Annotated in this window: 14 protein-coding genes; 5 read left to right on the forward strand and 9 right to left on the reverse strand. The window is 40.1% G+C overall.

Going from position 1 to position 17993, the window contains the following annotated elements; translation table 11 throughout:
• Positions 1-21 precede the first annotated feature (21 nt).
• On the forward strand, positions 22-1227 hold the full coding sequence (locus tag FTT78_RS06495) for a DUF1615 family protein (RefSeq protein WP_004973039.1): 1206 nt from the start codon (positions 22-24) through the stop codon (positions 1225-1227).
• Positions 1194-1841, forward strand: a complete 648-nt coding sequence (locus tag FTT78_RS06500; RefSeq protein ID WP_004973036.1) for an HAD-IB family phosphatase — start codon at positions 1194-1196, stop codon at positions 1839-1841. The genes FTT78_RS06495 and FTT78_RS06500 overlap by 34 nt, the downstream gene beginning before the upstream one ends.
• 292 nt (positions 1842-2133) lie before the next feature.
• Here the strand turns inward: FTT78_RS06500 and FTT78_RS06505 are convergent, their stop codons facing one another.
• Positions 2134-3228, reverse strand: coding sequence for an acyl-CoA desaturase (locus tag FTT78_RS06505; RefSeq protein ID WP_179993756.1), 1095 nt, complete (start codon positions 3226-3228; stop codon positions 2134-2136).
• Positions 3229-3241: 13 nt separating this feature from the next.
• Positions 3242-4312 (reverse strand): ferredoxin reductase, encoded by a 1071-nt coding sequence (locus FTT78_RS06510; RefSeq protein ID WP_180043820.1) that lies wholly within the window; start codon positions 4310-4312, stop codon positions 3242-3244.
• Positions 4313-4466: 154 nt separating this feature from the next.
• Here FTT78_RS06510 and fabR point away from each other — a divergent pair, with 154 nt between their 5' ends.
• Positions 4467-5147: an HTH-type transcriptional repressor FabR gene (gene fabR, locus FTT78_RS06515; RefSeq protein ID WP_180043818.1), complete on the forward strand. Its 681-nt coding sequence runs from the start codon at positions 4467-4469 to the stop codon at positions 5145-5147.
• Positions 5148-5224: 77 nt separating this feature from the next.
• On the opposite strand, the gene FTT78_RS06520 is transcribed toward fabR, so the two are convergent.
• From FTT78_RS06520 to FTT78_RS06545, 6 genes are all read right to left on the reverse strand, one after another.
• Positions 5225-6034, reverse strand: a complete 810-nt coding sequence (locus tag FTT78_RS06520; RefSeq protein WP_104852176.1) for an alpha/beta fold hydrolase — start codon at positions 6032-6034, stop codon at positions 5225-5227.
• Positions 6035-6445: 411 nt separating this feature from the next.
• Positions 6446-9283, reverse strand: coding sequence for an RNA polymerase-associated protein RapA (gene rapA, locus FTT78_RS06525; protein WP_180043816.1), 2838 nt, complete (start codon positions 9281-9283; stop codon positions 6446-6448).
• 146 nt (positions 9284-9429) lie between these two features.
• Entirely contained in the window at positions 9430-10074 is a 645-nt protein-coding gene (locus tag FTT78_RS06530) for an RluA family pseudouridine synthase (protein ID WP_004973024.1), read from the reverse strand.
• A 486-nt stretch (positions 10075-10560) separates the two neighbouring features.
• Positions 10561-11862, reverse strand: coding sequence for a glutamate-1-semialdehyde 2,1-aminomutase (gene hemL, locus FTT78_RS06535; RefSeq protein WP_180037635.1), 1302 nt, complete (start codon positions 11860-11862; stop codon positions 10561-10563).
• A gap of 46 nt (positions 11863-11908) precedes the next feature.
• Positions 11909-12529, reverse strand: coding sequence for a thiamine phosphate synthase (thiE, locus tag FTT78_RS06540; RefSeq protein ID WP_096900945.1), 621 nt, complete (start codon positions 12527-12529; stop codon positions 11909-11911).
• Between the two features lie 642 nt (positions 12530-13171).
• Complete coding sequence (locus FTT78_RS06545) at positions 13172-13561, reverse strand: Mpo1-like protein (protein ID WP_373682974.1); 390 nt, start codon at positions 13559-13561, stop codon at positions 13172-13174.
• Positions 13562-14064: 503 nt separating this feature from the next.
• Between FTT78_RS06545 and FTT78_RS06550 the strand changes: the two genes are divergently transcribed.
• Both FTT78_RS06550 and FTT78_RS06555 read left to right on the forward strand, forming a co-directional pair.
• A complete protein-coding gene (locus FTT78_RS06550; RefSeq protein ID WP_180043814.1) occupies positions 14065-15531 on the forward strand; it encodes a CYTH domain-containing protein in 1467 nt (488 codons plus the stop codon).
• Positions 15532-15735: 204 nt separating this feature from the next.
• A complete protein-coding gene (locus tag FTT78_RS06555; protein WP_180043812.1) occupies positions 15736-17202 on the forward strand; it encodes a CYTH and CHAD domain-containing protein in 1467 nt (488 codons plus the stop codon).
• Between the two features lie 121 nt (positions 17203-17323).
• On the opposite strand, the gene FTT78_RS06560 is transcribed toward FTT78_RS06555, so the two are convergent.
• Positions 17324-17956 (reverse strand): hypothetical protein, encoded by a 633-nt coding sequence (locus FTT78_RS06560; protein WP_167846097.1) that lies wholly within the window; start codon positions 17954-17956, stop codon positions 17324-17326.
• Between the last annotated feature and the right edge of the window lie 37 nt (positions 17957-17993).

Raw genomic sequence — 17993 nt, forward strand, 5'->3', positions numbered from 1 at the left:
GGAACGAGTTTTCCCTATACTATGAAAGACACTGTATTCACTTCTTTGATGAAACCCTTCAGCGTGCTTGCTTTATCATTAAGCTTGGCTGCCTGTGGAGATAGCGCATGGTGGTCTAAGGACAATGAGCCAACCCTTGAAGCAGAACAAATCCGCAAACTCATTCCGAATAGGGTCAGTGAGCGTAGTGCTTGGGCAAAAGATATTTACGATATTTCAGAGCAATTGGGCATCCCACAAACCAAAGAAAATATGTGCACCATCATTGCCGTGGTGGATCAGGAATCGAACTTTGTAGCCGACCCTCAAGTCTATGGTCTGGGTGAAAAAGCAGTTAAAGAAGTGCAAGACCGTTTGGATGAGAAATTTAAAGATAAACTGGGCGAAGCCATTGGTGGTACGGTTGCAGGCTATTTTCAGGATGTACTGAAAAACCACCCAAGCCCTGAAGATAACTATTTAAGCCAAATGCGTCGTGTGAAAACCGAACGTGAACTGGATGAATTGTATCGTGAAATTTTTGACTATATGGCCAAACATTATCACGTGTCTGCGCTAACAGGTGCTGCCAAACTGTTTGGACAAAATATTGGCGAAAAACTTAATCCAATTACTACTTTAGGCTCGATGCAAGTACATATTAGCTATGCCAAAGAGCATAAACGCCAAAGCGGTAACATCGCAGAGTTACGCAGCGATCTATACACTCAATATGGCGGATTATATTACGGGATTCATCGTTTAATGATGTACCCTGCCGATTACGATCAACCGCTATACCGCTTTGCTGATTATAACTCTGGCATGTATTCGAGCCGCAATGCCGCATTCCAAAGCATGCTAAATGATTTAACTGAAGCAGAATTAGATTTAGATGGTGATTTGCTACTTTATACTAAAGATGGTAGCGTGCGTAATGCAAAGAGTGAATCCGAACGTGAATTAATTGCTGTTTTTTCAAAACACAATATTTTAGTCACCCCACGACAAATTCGTGCAGACCTAAAAAAAGAAAAAGAAAAGAAATTTGAAGATACTGCGACATATTTAGCAGTCACGAAACTCTATAAAGCGCAAACGGGCAAAGAGCCATTTTATGCCATGATGCCGCAAGTGGTCATTTCAGGGCCTAAACTGAGTCGAGATTACAACACCAATTGGTTTGCTACGCGAGTCAATGGACGTTATAAAACATGCATGCAAAAAGCCAAAAATATAAAAATCTAGCCCTATTTGATTTTGATGGGACCCTGTGCAGCAAAGACAGTTTTACAGGGTTTATTTTCTATGCTTTATCTAAGCGGCATATTTTTAAGCAAGGACTTAAAATCTTGCCTTGGATTCAGGCTTACTATTTAAAAGTTTATCCTGCACATGCCATGCGCCCTAAATTGTTTAATGCTATGTTTAAAGATGCAAATACAGCTGAAATATTAGCACTTGCACAGCGCTACGCAGTAGATTTAATACATGATCTTAACCCACAACTATTACAACAATTAAAGCAGCATCAATTCAATGGAGATGAAGTGGTGGTTGTTTCTGCAAGTGTAGATATTTATTTACAGTATATTTGTCAGCAGTTAAATGTCGCTTTGATTTGTACTGAAACAGCAATTGAAAAGCAGCAATTTACAGGGCGATATTCAACACCTGATTGCAGTCAGGAACAAAAGAAAATACGGATTTTAGAACAATATGATTTAGAAAATTATGCTGCTATTTATGCGTATGGTAATAGTGATGAAGATGATGCCATGCTGAGTTTAGCGACTTATTCTTATATGGTGGGTAGTGATCATTCATTGCCAGAAATTGTAACTTATAAAAAACTGGCTTGATTTTGATGAATGATATAATAAAACCACAATTTGAATTGTGGGTTTTTTAAGTTACATGTAGCGGATGCCGCCTATGGTGATTACTTTTTTATACCCAGAATAGAAAATAAAAATAGAGTTTTCTCTTAATAAAATAGCTGATGATTCTGCATAAAAATAACGACTACAACACCTAAAGCAATAAAAAAGGTGACACTTTACAGCATCACCTCTAATTCAAAATAGAAGTATAGTTTTAAACCAAGATCAATCACTTAATCTATTCGTACTAAACAACTCATTTGTAAGTCACTTATTTCTTAAATGGAAAAGCATATTTCACAATACGTTTAAGCACACTGCCGTACTGTTTAACTAAGCTCGCATTGTTGTAGTTCAAGCCATACTTTTCACACACAGCTTGTACTTTTGGAGCCATTTTACGATAGCGACGTGCAGGAATATCTGGATATAAATGGTGTTCAATTTGATGGCTTAAATGTCCTGTCAAAATGTGGAATGCTTCAGAACCTGTAAGATTCGATGAACCACGAATTTGACGCATATACCAGTGACCACGGCTTTCGTTTTGCATCACAGACTTTGGAAATACTTCTACATCCTTCGTAAAGTGACCGCAGAAAATAATGCTGAATGTCCAAATATTACGAATACCATTCGCAACCAAGTTCCCTGTAAACACTGGTAAAGCCGAAGGGCCTGCAATCAATGGAAAGAACACATAATCTTTAAACAATTGTTTTCCAATTTTCTTCTGCATAGGTTGCCATTCTTTTTTGGCTTGGGCTTTGCTTTTACGGCCATTCAAAATTTTACCAATTTCTAAATTCTGAATGGCAACACCCCATTGGAACAGTAAGCAGAAAGGAATACTGTATAAAGGTTGCAATAAATAGCCTGATCTCCAGCGCTGTTCTGGGAACAAACGCACCAAACCATAGCCAATATCATCATCCATGCCTTTAATATTGGTATAGGTATGATGTTTGAAGTTATGGGTTTGACGCCAGTTGTCTGAAGTGCCCACGGTATCCCATTCATAGCTAGCGCCATTGAATTTAGGATCATTCATCCAGTCATATTGACCGTGCATGACGTTATGGCCCAACTCCATGTTTTCCATGATTTTAGCAAAGCCTAATAGCCCTGTACCCAATACCCATGCTGGCGGAAACCAACCAGCAAACAATAAGGCACGACCTGCCATTGAGCTATAACGAATCGTTGAGTAAACACGGCGGATGTATTTTGCATCTTTTTCGCCAATATCATCCAAGACTTCTTGTTTAATAGCATCTAATTCACGTGCAAGCTCATCTAATTCTAATTGAGTGAGTTCACGGTTTTTAGGATTGCGAAAGTATTCTATTTTCACTGGCATATTCATAATCGGAACTCGCTTATAAATCAATAATTAAATCTGTTTGTGCTGAGTTAACACATATTTTTAACTGGTTATTTGGTTCACTATTTTGAACCCCATCGACCAAGTTTTTAGTTGCGCCTTCGGCCTTGTTGCATACGCATTTATGGCAAATTCCCATACGACAGCCGTATTTAGGCTTAATATTTTGCTGTTCCAGACTTTCTAAAATGGACTTGCCTTTTGGAATGGTGACAATCTTTTTCGATTGGGTCAGTGTAACTTGTACCAAACCAACATCGTCACTTAACACAGGGGTCATGCTAAAAGCTTCTGTTTTCAGCAAAGCAGCTTGTGCAAATAATTGTTCAGCTTGCGTGGTAAAACCCGATGGGCCACATGCAAACACTGCACTTTGCTCGATTTGTGCCAAGTCTTGTAAATGTTCTGCATTTAAACGGCTGTGCGCCACACTCGGCTCTTGGGTATAAAACACTTGAAATTTAAAGTTTGGATATTGTTGTGCCCATGCTTCAAACTGTGCTTTAAATGCTGCGTCTGCAAAGGTTTTTACCCAATACATTAAAGTTACTGGAGTGCTACCAAGACGACCTGATTTCGCCATGTCTTGTAGCAAACTATACATTGGTGTGATACCACTACCCGCTGCCAATAGAATTAAAGGCTGGGCTTGTGCAGGCAATTGCATATCACCATAAGGCGCACCAAATTCCAAAGTATCACCAACTTTGGCTTGCTCAACCAGCCATGTGCTGACTTTGCCCTGATCAACTTTTTTTACCGTCAATAAAACGTGTTGTGCATCAAGCTGAGTCAAACTATAGGTTCGCTCATAGCGTACGCCTTGAATTGTCACATAAACAGGATGATGCTGCCCTGCTGCGCCAATTTGGAATTTTTTATTGAATTTCAAAGTAAAGCTCACTACACCTTGTGCAGCGGTATCTTTTTTTACAATTTTGCCGAGTGACTGATTCACCGACCATAATGGATTTACTTTTTGCAACCAGAAGTTTGCTGCATAAGGGTCTAACACAGCCGTTGCAAGACTGCTAAGGGGAGATTTTCTTTTTTCAGTTAGCTGCATGATTCAGCACCACCCGATGAAATTTTAATTATTATACACATGTATATATATTTGTATATACACTTGTATTGTTTCTAATCATTTCACAAGTACTGGCGCAGCCGCTATAATGCCTCTAAGCTTATAAATTATTGAAAATATGACTCAGCCTGCCATGAAAACAAACCATGATGTGACTTTTCCAGAATCTGAAACGGTTCGTGAGCCTCTTGTCGTGCGTACGGTTGGGCGTAAAGCCACCATTACCAAACTAGAATTATTTCAGGCAGCATTAAATTTAATTGGCCCACAAAAAAGTATCGCATCTTTAAGTTTACGTGAAGTTGCACGTGAAGCAGGCATCGCACCAAACAGTTTTTATCGTCATTTTAAAGATATTGATGAACTCGCGATTGAACTGATTGATCGTGCAGGTGTGGTGTTACGTCAAATTTTGCATGAAGCACGTTTAAAAGCATCTAAACAAAACAGTATTATTCGCAGTTCGGTTGAAGTATTTATTGAACAATTAGATACCGATGAAGGCAATTTAAGTCTGCTATTACGTGAAGGTTATACGGGTTCAACCTCTTATAAGCTAGCTGTTGAGCGCCAATTGAATTATTTCCAGCAAGAATTGCAGGATGATTTAATTCGTTTAGAACGTTTAAATAACAGCAAGTTAGCGCATCCCGATATTGTCGCAAAAGCCATTACCCAGTTGGTGTTTAATATGGGCGCTAAAGTCATTGATATGCCTGCGACTGAACGTAAAGAAACCGCTGAACAAACCATGACCATGATTCGCATGATTTTAGAAGGTGCACGACATTTGGATGATGCCAAAATTCGTTAACATAACACAGGATAAATCGGGCGATTTTCCTGAATCAGGTCACGCCCGTTTGAGCATTTAATTGCTAGACTTCGCTGTTAAGCGTGTTGTTTTTGAATTAATTGCTGCACATGTGTTGCCGTGGTTTCAGGATTTTCCAAAGGAAACATGTGTCCTCCCTCGACCACACTAAACTCAATTCCATAAGTTTTTTGCATGCCTTGCGGTAAACCTTGCAAATAAAATGGGCTATGCCTTGCTGTAATTAAATGCACAGGTACATCTGGGGCTTTGCGTGGTGTGCGCCACCACCATGCAGGTACGGTTCTAAAAATTTCAGCTTCTACCCGTTTTGGAATTGTTAAAGTCACACCACCTCTTTGTGCATCGACTTGTATGCCGCTGGCAAAATAATCTTCAAAACATTGTGCATCAAATTTTTTAAATAAACGGTTATGCCGCAAAGCTTGATAGGCTTCTGCATGGCTAGCCCAATGATCTCGACGCTTCATGGTCACGGCGGCAGGTGTGAGTTGATCTACATATTTCAGTTTAAATTTTTGTAAAATTTCAAATAATGCCGACTTCGATCCAATCACAAAAGGTGGATCCATAATAATCAATTGAGAAAATAAATCTGGACGCTGATAGGCACACATCAGGGTTAATAATGAACCAAAAGAATGCCCTAAACCAATCACTTGTTGCTTTGGAAACTGCTGCTCAATGTCCTGAATCACTTGATGAATCAAATAGGTCCACTTATAGGTCACAGGAAATTCTGCTTGCATACCAATCAGTGGAATTGCCTTTAAATGATAATCTGCTTCAAAACATTGAAAAAACTTTTGATAACTGGCAGAAGGAATACCATTGGCATGGGTAAAATGAATTGCAGCTTTAGTCATTTAAAATACGCTTAAAAGAAGAATATCGGGTCTGTGACTTGATCTATGCGTACGCGCTTACAGATTCAACACTTGGCACATCAATCATAGATAAAAGATCAACAGCCTTTAAACTACGCATACCACTGGGTTTTGCAAATGACCGGAATGCTGAAAAAGATGAATTATGAGTCATTTTAATGACACATAAGCACTGGTTGCTACTTTGTTTAAGTCTGTGATGTGAAAAATCTCGCACAAAATTTTTATTGCGATATTAAAAAAGCACCCGCTAAACTGCTCCGTAAAAATGAGGCGCAATGCCCAACTTAAAACGTGCAATTTAGAAGATGCCAAATATTTAAAAAAGTGATTGATTAAAACCGACTCAATACAAATACACCGTCTAGACACCTGTATTGAATGCACTCTTTATGGCTTTACCACCACCATCACCTGAATTGCTTCAGGCGTGACCGACAAACCATCTAATAATGCAACACCTTCTTTTTGCAATTTCTGTAAACGTGTAATTTCATCTTCACGAATACTTGGGTTAAATTGCTTCAAATAGCTTAAACGGTCAATTTCATATTGCCATTTTTTGCTATATACATCTTTAGCTTGTTGCTTAAATTCAGGCAATGCAGCTTTAGCCAACTCCAAAGCCTGTGTATAACGCGCTTCAATCGCGTCACGGCGTGCTTTCACCACTTGACGACAACTGTTGCCATCTAAATGATGTAAATAAGGTTTTAAAATTTCAGGGGCAATTTTTTGCGATAAATCCTGCCCTTTTTCGCTCAATAAGACACGAATGAGTTGCTGTGGCAAGCTTGATGGCAAATTCAGGGCTTTAGGTGCAATGACATCCACTTTGAACCAGACTTCGAGCAACACAGAACCTTGTGGCAAAGCGGCAGATTTTAATACCGCAACGTTGGTGCTACCAAAACCTTGTGTATTGATCATTTCCATCACGCTTTCTGTGAATGGATGCTCTAGGGTCAAATACTGTGCATCTTCACGAATTTGCGCCTGATCCCGATAGAACGTCGCGGTCATGCCTTCTTCGTCTAAGGTCAAACCTTGCACTTGCATTTGATCAGTTGGTTTAATAATCACCGTGCCATTGCTTTGTTCATCGAAGTCAATATTGGTCGATGCCATAAAGCGCTTCATAAACATAGGCAACGTGGTATTGTCGTCGTAATCTTCTAAAGCTTGTACAATTTCCTGCGCCACCACAGGACGGCAAGAGTTGTATTCCAACAAACGATCTCGACCCGCTTGAAGTTCTGCTTCCAAAGCTTCACGCTGCACACTGACTGCTTCCAGTAAATCTTCAAACTGTTGTCCTAAATCTGCCAATAAGCAGTCTTTTAAATCGACAATAAAGTTTTCCTGCAAGGTTTGTGCAGTGGGTGAAATATTGCTGAAAATATTGAGTGCTTCGTTATACCAACGGAACATACGCTCTTGCGCAGTCCCAACCAAATACGGCACATGAATTTGAATACGGTTTTCTTGACCAATACGGTCTAAACGACCGATACGTTGTTCTAACACGTCGGGATTGGCAGGTAAGTCAAACAAAATCAGGTCTGAAGCAAACTGGAAGTTACGCCCTTCTGAACCAATTTCGGAACACAATAAAATTTGTGCACCATAAGAATCTTCTGCGAAATATGCTGCCGCTTGGTCACGTTCTAACAAGCTCATGCCTTCATGGAACATTGCAGTACGAATACCTGCATGTAGGCGCAGCGCATTTTCAAGGGCTTCTACCACAGGGCCGCTACGCGCAATTAAAAGCACTTTTTTATGTTTTAAGTCGCTACGCAAACGCTCCATTAACCACATTACACGCGGGTCAGTTTCCATCCAACTGCCATCGAGCTGTGCTTCTTCTGGCCACATTTGTTCACGTAATTTACCATCTTTAGACCAGTTTTCTGGCGCAGGTAACGGCGCAGGCTGACAATCACGACCTGGGAAACCTTGAATTGCTTCACGGGTATTACGGAACAAAATACGCCCTGTACCATGACGGTCTAATAATTCGTGGATGGCACGGAAACGCTGCTCTGGGTTATCTTCAATGCGATGTCCCAACAAGCCTTCCAGTGCAACCAAATGGCTTTCTTCCAATGCGGCATCTGACATTAAGACTTCGGCAATTTTTGCCGTATGTTGATATTGCGCTTCTTCATCCAAGAAACGGTCTAGTGAACTAAAACGCTGCGGATCGAGTAAACGTAAACGCGCAAAATGGCTTTCTACACCCAGTTGCTCAGGCGTTGCTGTAAGCAATAACACCCCTGCGGTTTGTTCGGCTAATTCTTCGACCAGATCATAACGGTCATTACCACCTTCTTCTTCGCTCCACATTAAGTGATGCGCTTCATCGACCACCAGCAAATCAAAACCTGCTTCTAGGGCTTGTTCGCGTAAGTCATCGTGGTCAATCATTAAATCGACTGAAGCAATGATGCATTGTTCGGTCAAGAATGGATTCAGGTCAGGATCGTGTTCTTTAATAGATGCCGTACGGGTTAAATCAAACAAAGAGAATTGCAGATTGAAACGGCGACGCATTTCAATCATCCACTGATATTGCAGCGAATCAGGTACCAAAATCAGGATACGTTCCGCACGTCCTGTTTTGAGTTGCTGATGGATGATCAAACCTGCTTCAATGGTTTTACCTAAACCAACTTCATCTGCCAATAAGACACGTGGCGCAAAACGCTTACCGACTTCATGTGCAATATAAAGTTGATGTGGAATCAAACCTACACGCGAACCCACCAAGCCGCGCAGTGGGCTACTTTGCATATTGGCTTGCATCAACAAGGCTTCAATACGCAAGTCGTACCATTCTTTATAGTCAATTTGGCTGGCAAGCAAGCGGTCTAATGGTTTTGAAAGTTGGATACTTGCACCAATACGGGTTTCATTCAGTGATTTCTTTTCTTCACTGCCATCTTGCAAACGACGCACCACGTTATAACGCAATACGCCATGGCGGTCTTCGACCGATTCAACCGTCCACGCATTGCCTTCTTGGTCTTGAACTTCATCATTTACATTAAAAATGATACGCGATAAAGGTGCGTTATTGCGTGCATAGACACGGGTTTCATCACTTTTAGGGAATAAAATGCTGACCGATCGCTCATCTACATCAATCAGAACACCAAGTCCTAATTCCGTTTCTGTGTCTGATAACCAACGTTGACCAATAGCAAACTGCTGCAATTTTTCCACCTTTATTTAGAAGTTAGGACGTATAAATTTTTGCGCAAAACCTGCTGAGTATTTGAGCAAAAATTCAGGGCGTATAGCAATATATTTTGACATAAAGCGCACTAAAAAGAGAGCCTAAAGCACAGGCTTTGCGTAATCTTTTTCGCTTAAAATGGGACTGGGCAAGTAAACTGTACACGTTGCTCAGTTTGTGGATGCAGAAAACTTAATTCTGCTGCATGTAAACACAAACGAGGCATGAGTTGTTGCTGTTCGGGCGTGGCATACAAAGTATCACCAATAATTGGATGACCTAAATATTGCATGTGTACTCGCAGTTGATGCGAACGACCTGTGATAGGCGTCAGTTGCACACGAGTCACAATTTGCCCCTGCAATTCAAATTGCTCCAATGCACGCCAATGCGTTAACGCAGGTTTGTTATGGGTTGCATCGGCAATGTGTAATGGAGGATGTGCAGGATCATAGACCACAGGCACATCTACAGTGCCTTCACCTTGCAGTTGCCCTGCCACCAATGCCTGATAGGTTTTATCGGTTTGGCGTTCTTGAAACTGACGCGAAATTTGTTTTTGCGCCCATTTCGTGAGTGCAAATACCAAAATACCCGAAGTATCACGATCTAAGCGATGAATCAGCAAAGTGCGCGGCTCAATTTTAACTAGACGACTCATCACACAATCTTGCAAATCTGCTGTTTTACCTGGAACGGTGAGTATGCCAGCGGGTTTATGTATCACCATAAACTCATCGTCACGATGAATCAGGTGTTCGCTTAGAAAATTACTCAATTTCAATTCCGGGCCGATCGTGAAAACAAGGCGGCAATAATAAAAAGCCTGACACAGAATTACAATGCAAAATACATCAATTCCCGATGAATTTTCCGATTTACATTCCTGAATCAGACAATCTGCTGAATTTTAAATCAGCCTGCTTTTAGAAATGTGGGTTTTATAGCATGCAGGAGGCTTTGTTGCATAAATATTTTTTAAGATACTGTTTTAAAGGTTTTTAAAATTTGGATAGAAAAATACAATGAAATCATAGTGCAAGATAGTTGCACAACAAAGCCGTTCTGAAGCTATATCTTTGATGGCGGGAGCAAATGAAGTAATAGGATTCATATTTAGTTTGACCAGGCTATTTTAGTGTTTAACAAGACGCTGATCTAAGCCTTTGATATTAAATTGAAGAGTATGTCTTCAATTTAACCTAAAGCATAGATATTTTGGAGATATCTATGCCTTTTAGGACAGTGTTAAGCAGAGGTCAAATTACGCCTTCATTTCCGCAAATGTTTCTTTTGCAGCTTGAATGGTGTAGGCAATATCTTCATCACTATGCGCAGATGAAATAAAGCCTGCTTCAAAAGCAGATGGCGCCAAGTTCACACCACGTTGCAACATTCCGTGGAAGAATTTACGGAAAGCATCGACATCGCAATTCAGCATAGAATCAAAACTGGTGATGTCATCTTGGTCAGTAAAATACAAACCAAACATAGCACCGACTTGTTGCGTCTTGAACGGGATACCTGCTTCATCTGACGCAGCTTGTAAGCCTGCCAACAATTTTTCCAGTTGCGCAGTTAAATTTTCATAAAAACCTTCGGCACGTAAATGTTTAAACATTTCAATGCCCGCACGCATCGCCAACGGGTTACCAGACAAAGTACCTGCTTGATACACCTTACCTAATGGCGCAATACATTCCATGATTTCGCGTTTACCACCAAATGCACCTACTGGTAAGCCAGCACCAATAATTTTACCGAGTGTGGTCAAGTCTGGTTTAACATTATAATGCGCCTGAGCACCGCCTAAGCCAACACGGAAACCTGTCATTACTTCATCAATAATAAAGACTGAGCCGCGTTCATCGCAGACATCACGAATTGCTTGCAGGAAACCATCAATTGGTTTAACCAAGTTCATGTTGCCCGCAACTGGCTCAACAATCACCCCTGCAATTTCAGCACCAAACTTTGTAAAACATTCTTTTAAGGTGGCGATATCGTTATACGGTAAAGTCAGCGTATGTTTAGCAAAATCGGCAGGAACACCCGCAGAAGTCGCTTCACCTTCACCACTGGTTAAAAGTCCAGAGCCTGCTTTGACCAACAGCGAATCTGAGTGTCCATGATAGCAACCTTCAAATTTGACGATTTTGTCACGACCTGTATAACCACGCGCCAAACGAATTGCGGTCATGGTGGCTTCTGTACCTGAGTTGGTCATGCGAACCAACTCAATTGAAGGCATAATTTCGCAAATAATATCGGCCAAAGTCGTTTCATGCACCGTTGGCGCACCAAAACTCAAACCATCTTCAGCTGCAGCTTGCACCGCCTGAATAATAGCAGGATGGGCATGACCTAAAATCATTGGTCCCCAAGAACCTACATAGTCGACATAGCGTTTGCCATCGACATCGTACAAATAAGCACCTTTGGCTTTTTCAATAAATACAGGGGTTCCGCCTACCCCGTTAAATGCGCGTACAGGTGAATTGACACCACCTGGAATATGCTTATTGGCTTGTTTAAACAATTGTTCTTGCTTTGGAGATAAGCTCATGGAGGCACTCAACTCAAAAAATAAAATAAAAAATTAGCTGTCTGCTTTAAGTGTCTGCTTTGAAAAGTGCAGACCAATCATAAACACGCTGTGCAACAGTATGCATCGGACGTCTTAATATATCACTAATCACTGCACATAAATCTGCACCTGCTTCAATGACAGGCTGACTGTTTTCAACAGTTAAACCACCAATCGCGCAAATTGGCACATTGAGTTGTTGCTTCGCCAGTGTGAGCGTGTCTAATGTAAGTGTACTTGCCTCAGGTTTAGTTTCAGTTGCATAGACTGCACCAAAAGCAACGTAGTTTGCACCATCGGCAATGGCTTGCTCTGCCAATTCAATCGAGTTATTACAACTGCGACCAATCAATACATCTTGTGGTAAACGTGCAACCGCTTCAACAATAGAGCCATCTTCTTGACCCAAATGTACGCCAACACCATATTTCACTGCAGTTTCAAGATCATCATTAATCACAAATGGCACTTTGTATTGATCACACATCGATTTCATATATTCAATTTCGTATGCCTGCTGAGCTTGAGGCACATTTTTACGGCGATATTGCAACACCGCGACTTCATAAGTTGCCATCGCCCCTTCTAATTTTGCCAAAAGCAGTTCGATAGGATCATCATTGGTAATCAAATATAAACCGCGCATAATCTCAGCCACAAATAATACAAGGTCTGTATTATTACACATTCAGGCGGCATGTGTCAGAACCTCAGGCTCAACAAGTTTTTTTATATAGGCTCTATAAGCTTCTATTTTGTTTGGGTTTTATTGAGTCAAAAACTTAAAAATACCAAATTCTAGTGATAGCGCTAAAAGATAGATTTAGCTTTAATTGAACTGCGCAAAACAAGAACTGCAACCAGTTCAATAAGATATGGATTTTAAAATCCATACGGGTGACTACAGCGAATAACGACATATTTAGGTCGCCCATTTAGACACATGATCATTTGTGCCAGAGCGCATGTGGGGATGCGACAAATGATCATGTGTCTATATTTTTTCATGCCGCTCTATCAGTAACCTGCTTGCTCTATATCCTTGCTTAAAGATGAATGATTTCTGATTTAACACCATTCTGAATATAATTTTTCACATAAAAAAAGCCTAGAGAAAGGTCACTCTAGGCTTGGAAAGTCACAAACTTTTATCAATAAATTTGATGACACATTATTAGAATATTCACTCTATCATTTCAACAAAAAATTAATTTTATTTGTACATTTTTTATGAAAATAATCACATATCGTTTAGTTTTTGCCTAAACGGTATAACTAAGCGCTCAATTCAACTTGGAATTTTATCTTTAGCACGATCTTGCAAACTTAAATGACCACGCAAAACATCGGCAAACATCCGCCAGTCTGAAATAAAACTATACACAGGCTGTTTAAAACTGGCAGGTTTATTTTTTTCAAAAACAAAGTGCCCGACCCATGCACAAGCATAGCCTGCCAGCAAACCATAGAGTACATATTTGGCTTTTTTATGGCGTATGGCTTTACTCACACAATATAAACCGATACTACTGCCAACAACGTGCAAACGACGGCTCATAATGTTGCGGTGTTCAGTTAAATAAAAGCGATAAAATGTTGAATAATCCTGAATTGGCAATTCAAACTTGGGATCTGGTGTCGGCTCAAATTCGGGGTTTAATGCTGCGTTCATGTTCATCATCCTGATGTTTATAGGTTTGAATTATTTTTGCTACGCTCAACGACACTTTAAACTAAGCCAAAAAAAAACCAAACTCAAGGGTCTGTTGACACTTCGTCTATGTTTGCGACAACGCATATTTTTCAGCTGATATAAGGCATGAGACAGGAAATTTAGTCGTTCTAAATAACTGACTCATAACGCAATAGCAGCAAAAAATATGCTTGTCCTGAAAGGCTGTGGCTAAAACTTTCTCAGATTGCGTTATGAAACTTGGCAATAGTCTCGCTATTCCCTACGTTTCATGCCTGATCTGCTCAGTTTTAGCCTACAGCGCAAGCCATTTAGGAAATGCCAACAGACCCTAAAAAAGCCAAGGTCAAGCCTTACTTCTTGGCATATTTTAGTTACAATCAAACGCACTTTTGCAAAACCTTAGTTCTGCAATTTTCACAAATTTATAATACCAATTTGTTTGCCGCTGCTTTGGCGCAACATGCTTTACGTTCAGGATATTTTTCATGGTCGAAGTTGAATTAAAATTTCAAATTCCAGTCGCACGTCGTACTGCACTACTCAAAACTTTAGACCCGAAAAAATCGACTCAAATTCCATTAAAAGCACGCTATTTTGATACATCTGCGCACAGCTTGGCGCATCATGGCATGGCGTTAAGACTGCGTTTAGAAGGTGAGCAATGGGTACAAACTTTAAAAGCGGCAGGTCAAAGTCATTTTCATAGTTTTGAACATAACCATCCACTTGCGCCAACTGAAAATCCAGATACTCCACCACAACTTGATCTGCAAATTTATCAAAGTATTCCCGAAGCACAACAATTGCTAAATCAAGCTTTGGGACAAAATTGGGATCAGTTGCAACTACAATTTGAAACCGATATTCAACGTACCTCACGACTAATGACCGTTGAAGATACTGACATTGAAATCAGTTTAGATGTTGGTCACATTCGTTGTGCAGATGCTGAAGTTGAAGTACATGAAGTTGAGTTTGAACTGAAACAAGGTTCAATTCAGCAATTGCTGGCTTTTAGTTTTGAATGGGTGAAAAAATTTCATTTATGGCTGGATGTGCGCAATAAAGCAGAAATTGGACATTTGCTTTCTGTGCAGCAAAAAGTCAGCCCTGCGGCTCAGAGCAAAGAATTTCAATTCAGTAAAAAAGACCATGCCGACCAAAATTTACGCCTGTTAATTGCACAACAATTACAGCATTTATTGCCCAATATTGCCGCAATTTCTGCTCAAGTTGCCGAACAAAGTCATATTGATCAGGCGCAGTTCGCTTTGCAACATTTACAACTAACACTATCCTTATTTAAAGATTGGTCGAAGCATTTAGGCGATAAATGGGCAATGCAAATTGCAGCATTTAAACAACATTTTGATCACTTACAGCACTTAGAACACATGCAAGCCACACTCGGCGCGTTTTTACAGAACCCGACGACTGCAGAAAACCTAAAAAAAGATACCTTGTACGCCCAAGAAAAATTGGTCAATTTAGTCCGTTCAACGCAAAATGTGCATCACTATTTAGAATTATTGATGTTTAGTTTAGCCGCGAGCGATCACTCGGGTTTAGACTTAAAAACTGCCGCACAAAACACGTTGCAACAGCAATATAAGCAGTTGCATGAACAATTACAGCACAGTGATATTCACGATTTTGAAAGTTTAGATCAACTGGCTTTGCGTATTCAGGAGCTAAAATTCAGCTTCCCAATTTTGACGAATATTTATGATGTAAAAAATTTGCAGAAATATAGCAAATCATTGAATGATGCTCAGCTTGCAGCTCAGGAATATCAAGTGTTGGCATCCTCTGCAGGATATATTCAACAAACTGAATTGGAAGCGAGCGACTGGTTTGTTTTGGGTTGGCTAACAGCAAAACAGGAAGTGTATGCACAGCGTTTATTGGAAGCGACTGAACAATTTATGGTGAGCCGTAAATTCTTAAAATAAGTTCCCTTAATATCCTCAAAACACTCGCTAAAAATACTGCAAGACAACGGCAGCCTTTTGAATATTCCTTCGGCTGCTTTGAATTAAAAACTGAATACAAATTATTTTCTTTTTCAAGCTTTTGTTCACAGCTCTCCCCTTGTTCATTTATAGATTTACACTATAGTTAATAGAACGTATCTTTTTTCATCGAGGGAATTCCCGATGTCTGAAATAGAGTTGAAATTTCAAATTCCACATAATTATCGTGCGGCATTCGAAATAGCATTTAAAAAGAACAAACTAGTTCAACAACAACATTTATGGGCTAAATATTATGATAGTCCTGACCAGCACTTAGCCAAACAACGCATTGCCCTGCGTCAGCGTTTAGAGGGAGATATTTGGCGACAAACTTTAAAAGCGCCTAGTCCACAACATTATGAACGCTTTGAGCTTGAACATGAGTTAGGACATGATGCGCCTGAATTGTGTGATTTGGCATGTTATGAAAATCATAAACAAGCTCGGAAGATTTTAAAAAAGGCTTTGGATGGTTCAAAAGTCAATTTAACTCTGCAGTTTGAAACCGATGTTTTACGCTACAGTCAATTGGCACATTATAAAAACAGCCAAATTGAAGTTGCTTTTGATTTAGGTGAAATCCGACAAGGTAAAAATTCGATTGAAATTTACGAAGTTGAGTTTGAACTGAAACAAGGTGAAATTGCAGATTTAATTGCCTATATTCAGCCGTGGATTAAAAAATATCATTTATGGCTCGACACACGTAGTAAATCGCAGCGTGGCAATATGCTGTATAACAATGAAACCATGATTCCTGTACAGCAGCAAAGTGCTTTACAATTGCAACACCCCGAAAATATGCATGAGTTGTTGACACAAATTACTCAGAATTGTTTGGCACACTTGCTACCCAATGCAGCTGCGATTGCCAGTCAAGATTATGCCAGTGGGCATGTGCATCAAGCGCGTGTTGCCATTCGACGTTTACGCAGTGCCTTAAAAATTTTTGCTGAATATGATGCGTTGGCAAATAACAATTGGGAAAGTCAATTGGCGACACTTTTTCAGCAGTTAGATTCGACCCGCGATCAAGATGCTTTGCGCGAAAGTCTGATTCCGCAACTTGAAAATGCAGGCTCACCTATTACCGAACTACCACCTGCAGCATCTGAAAACATTGCGATTGATGCAATTTTCCGCTCACCGACCACAACCTTATTACTGTTACAACTTATGAGTTTTGCACATTCGGCTGCGATTGCAGATGCAGAATCAAAACCATTCAAAAAAGTATTACGTAAACGCTTGCAGAAAATGCATCAACAAATTTGTGATGATACAGGTCATTTCCAAACCTTGGATGTGGAATCTAAACACCGCACGCGTAAGCGTGTAAAACGTTTACGCTATACCGTGGAGTTTGTGAGTAGTTTATTTGCAGAAGATGACGTCAAAACGTATTTAAAAACCCTAAAACCATTACAGGAAACTTTAGGGCATTTTAATGATTTAATGGTGGCACAAGGTCTATATGAAAGCCATGCTCAAACTGAACCGAAAACATGGTTTGTATTGGGTTGGATTGCGTCGGAAGAACGTCATATTTCCATACAGATTGAACAGGATTTACAGCAGTTTGCTGAAAGTCAGCCTTTTTGGTCGTAGTTGAAGTTTGATCATCAATCAATGATCACATTTAAGCTCAACAGGGATTCATTTCATGTTGAGCTTATTTTTTATATCTTAGATTAGTATTTAATCTGCAAATTCCAAACTTTCTAAAAGATTAACGATATTTACCAAATACTTTCCATGTTTGGTTATCTGCCAAAGGGTCTTGATAACTGTCACTACGCTGCTTACGTGGCTTATCTCGGGCATCGACCAGTTCAAAATATGGTTCGACACTTAATACAATACCATTCACATAAAAACGGGTGCGCGTGTAGTCACTTTGCCCATGCTGAAACACATAAGTACGCAAATCAATAAACTCACGATGTGCCACCAGTGCTGCATTGTCATCACTGTCTAACCAACGCTGCATGAGCTGAATTTCCTGCGGTTCAAATTGCCCACATTTTTCGATCAGGCTGGCAATCCCCCGAAAAGTTTTCGATTCTTTGGCGCGGGTTTTATTCACTCGAATCCGATCGACATGAAAATAAAATAAGGGCAAGTTCAAATGACTGGGTAAATGCACCGCATCAATGACTGCATCTTGCATAAAAGGCTGAAATAAATCCTGTGCACGTTCAATCAACCCTGTCCATTGTTTATAGTATTCTGCTACTTCTGCGCGTGTTCCATAATAAATCGGCAAGCCTTCAACATGGGCAAGTTGCACGGGTGGCCAAATATTTTGACGTAATAAAGCAATGTCGCTTTTTAAACTTTGTACCGCAATCGCATCTTGCATCAACCACTCCAATTTTGCTTAGGCTATTTTTAGCTTA

The organism is Acinetobacter sp. YH01011, from assembly GCF_013420785.1.
Classification (GTDB): Bacteria; Pseudomonadota; Gammaproteobacteria; order Pseudomonadales; family Moraxellaceae; genus Acinetobacter; species Acinetobacter towneri.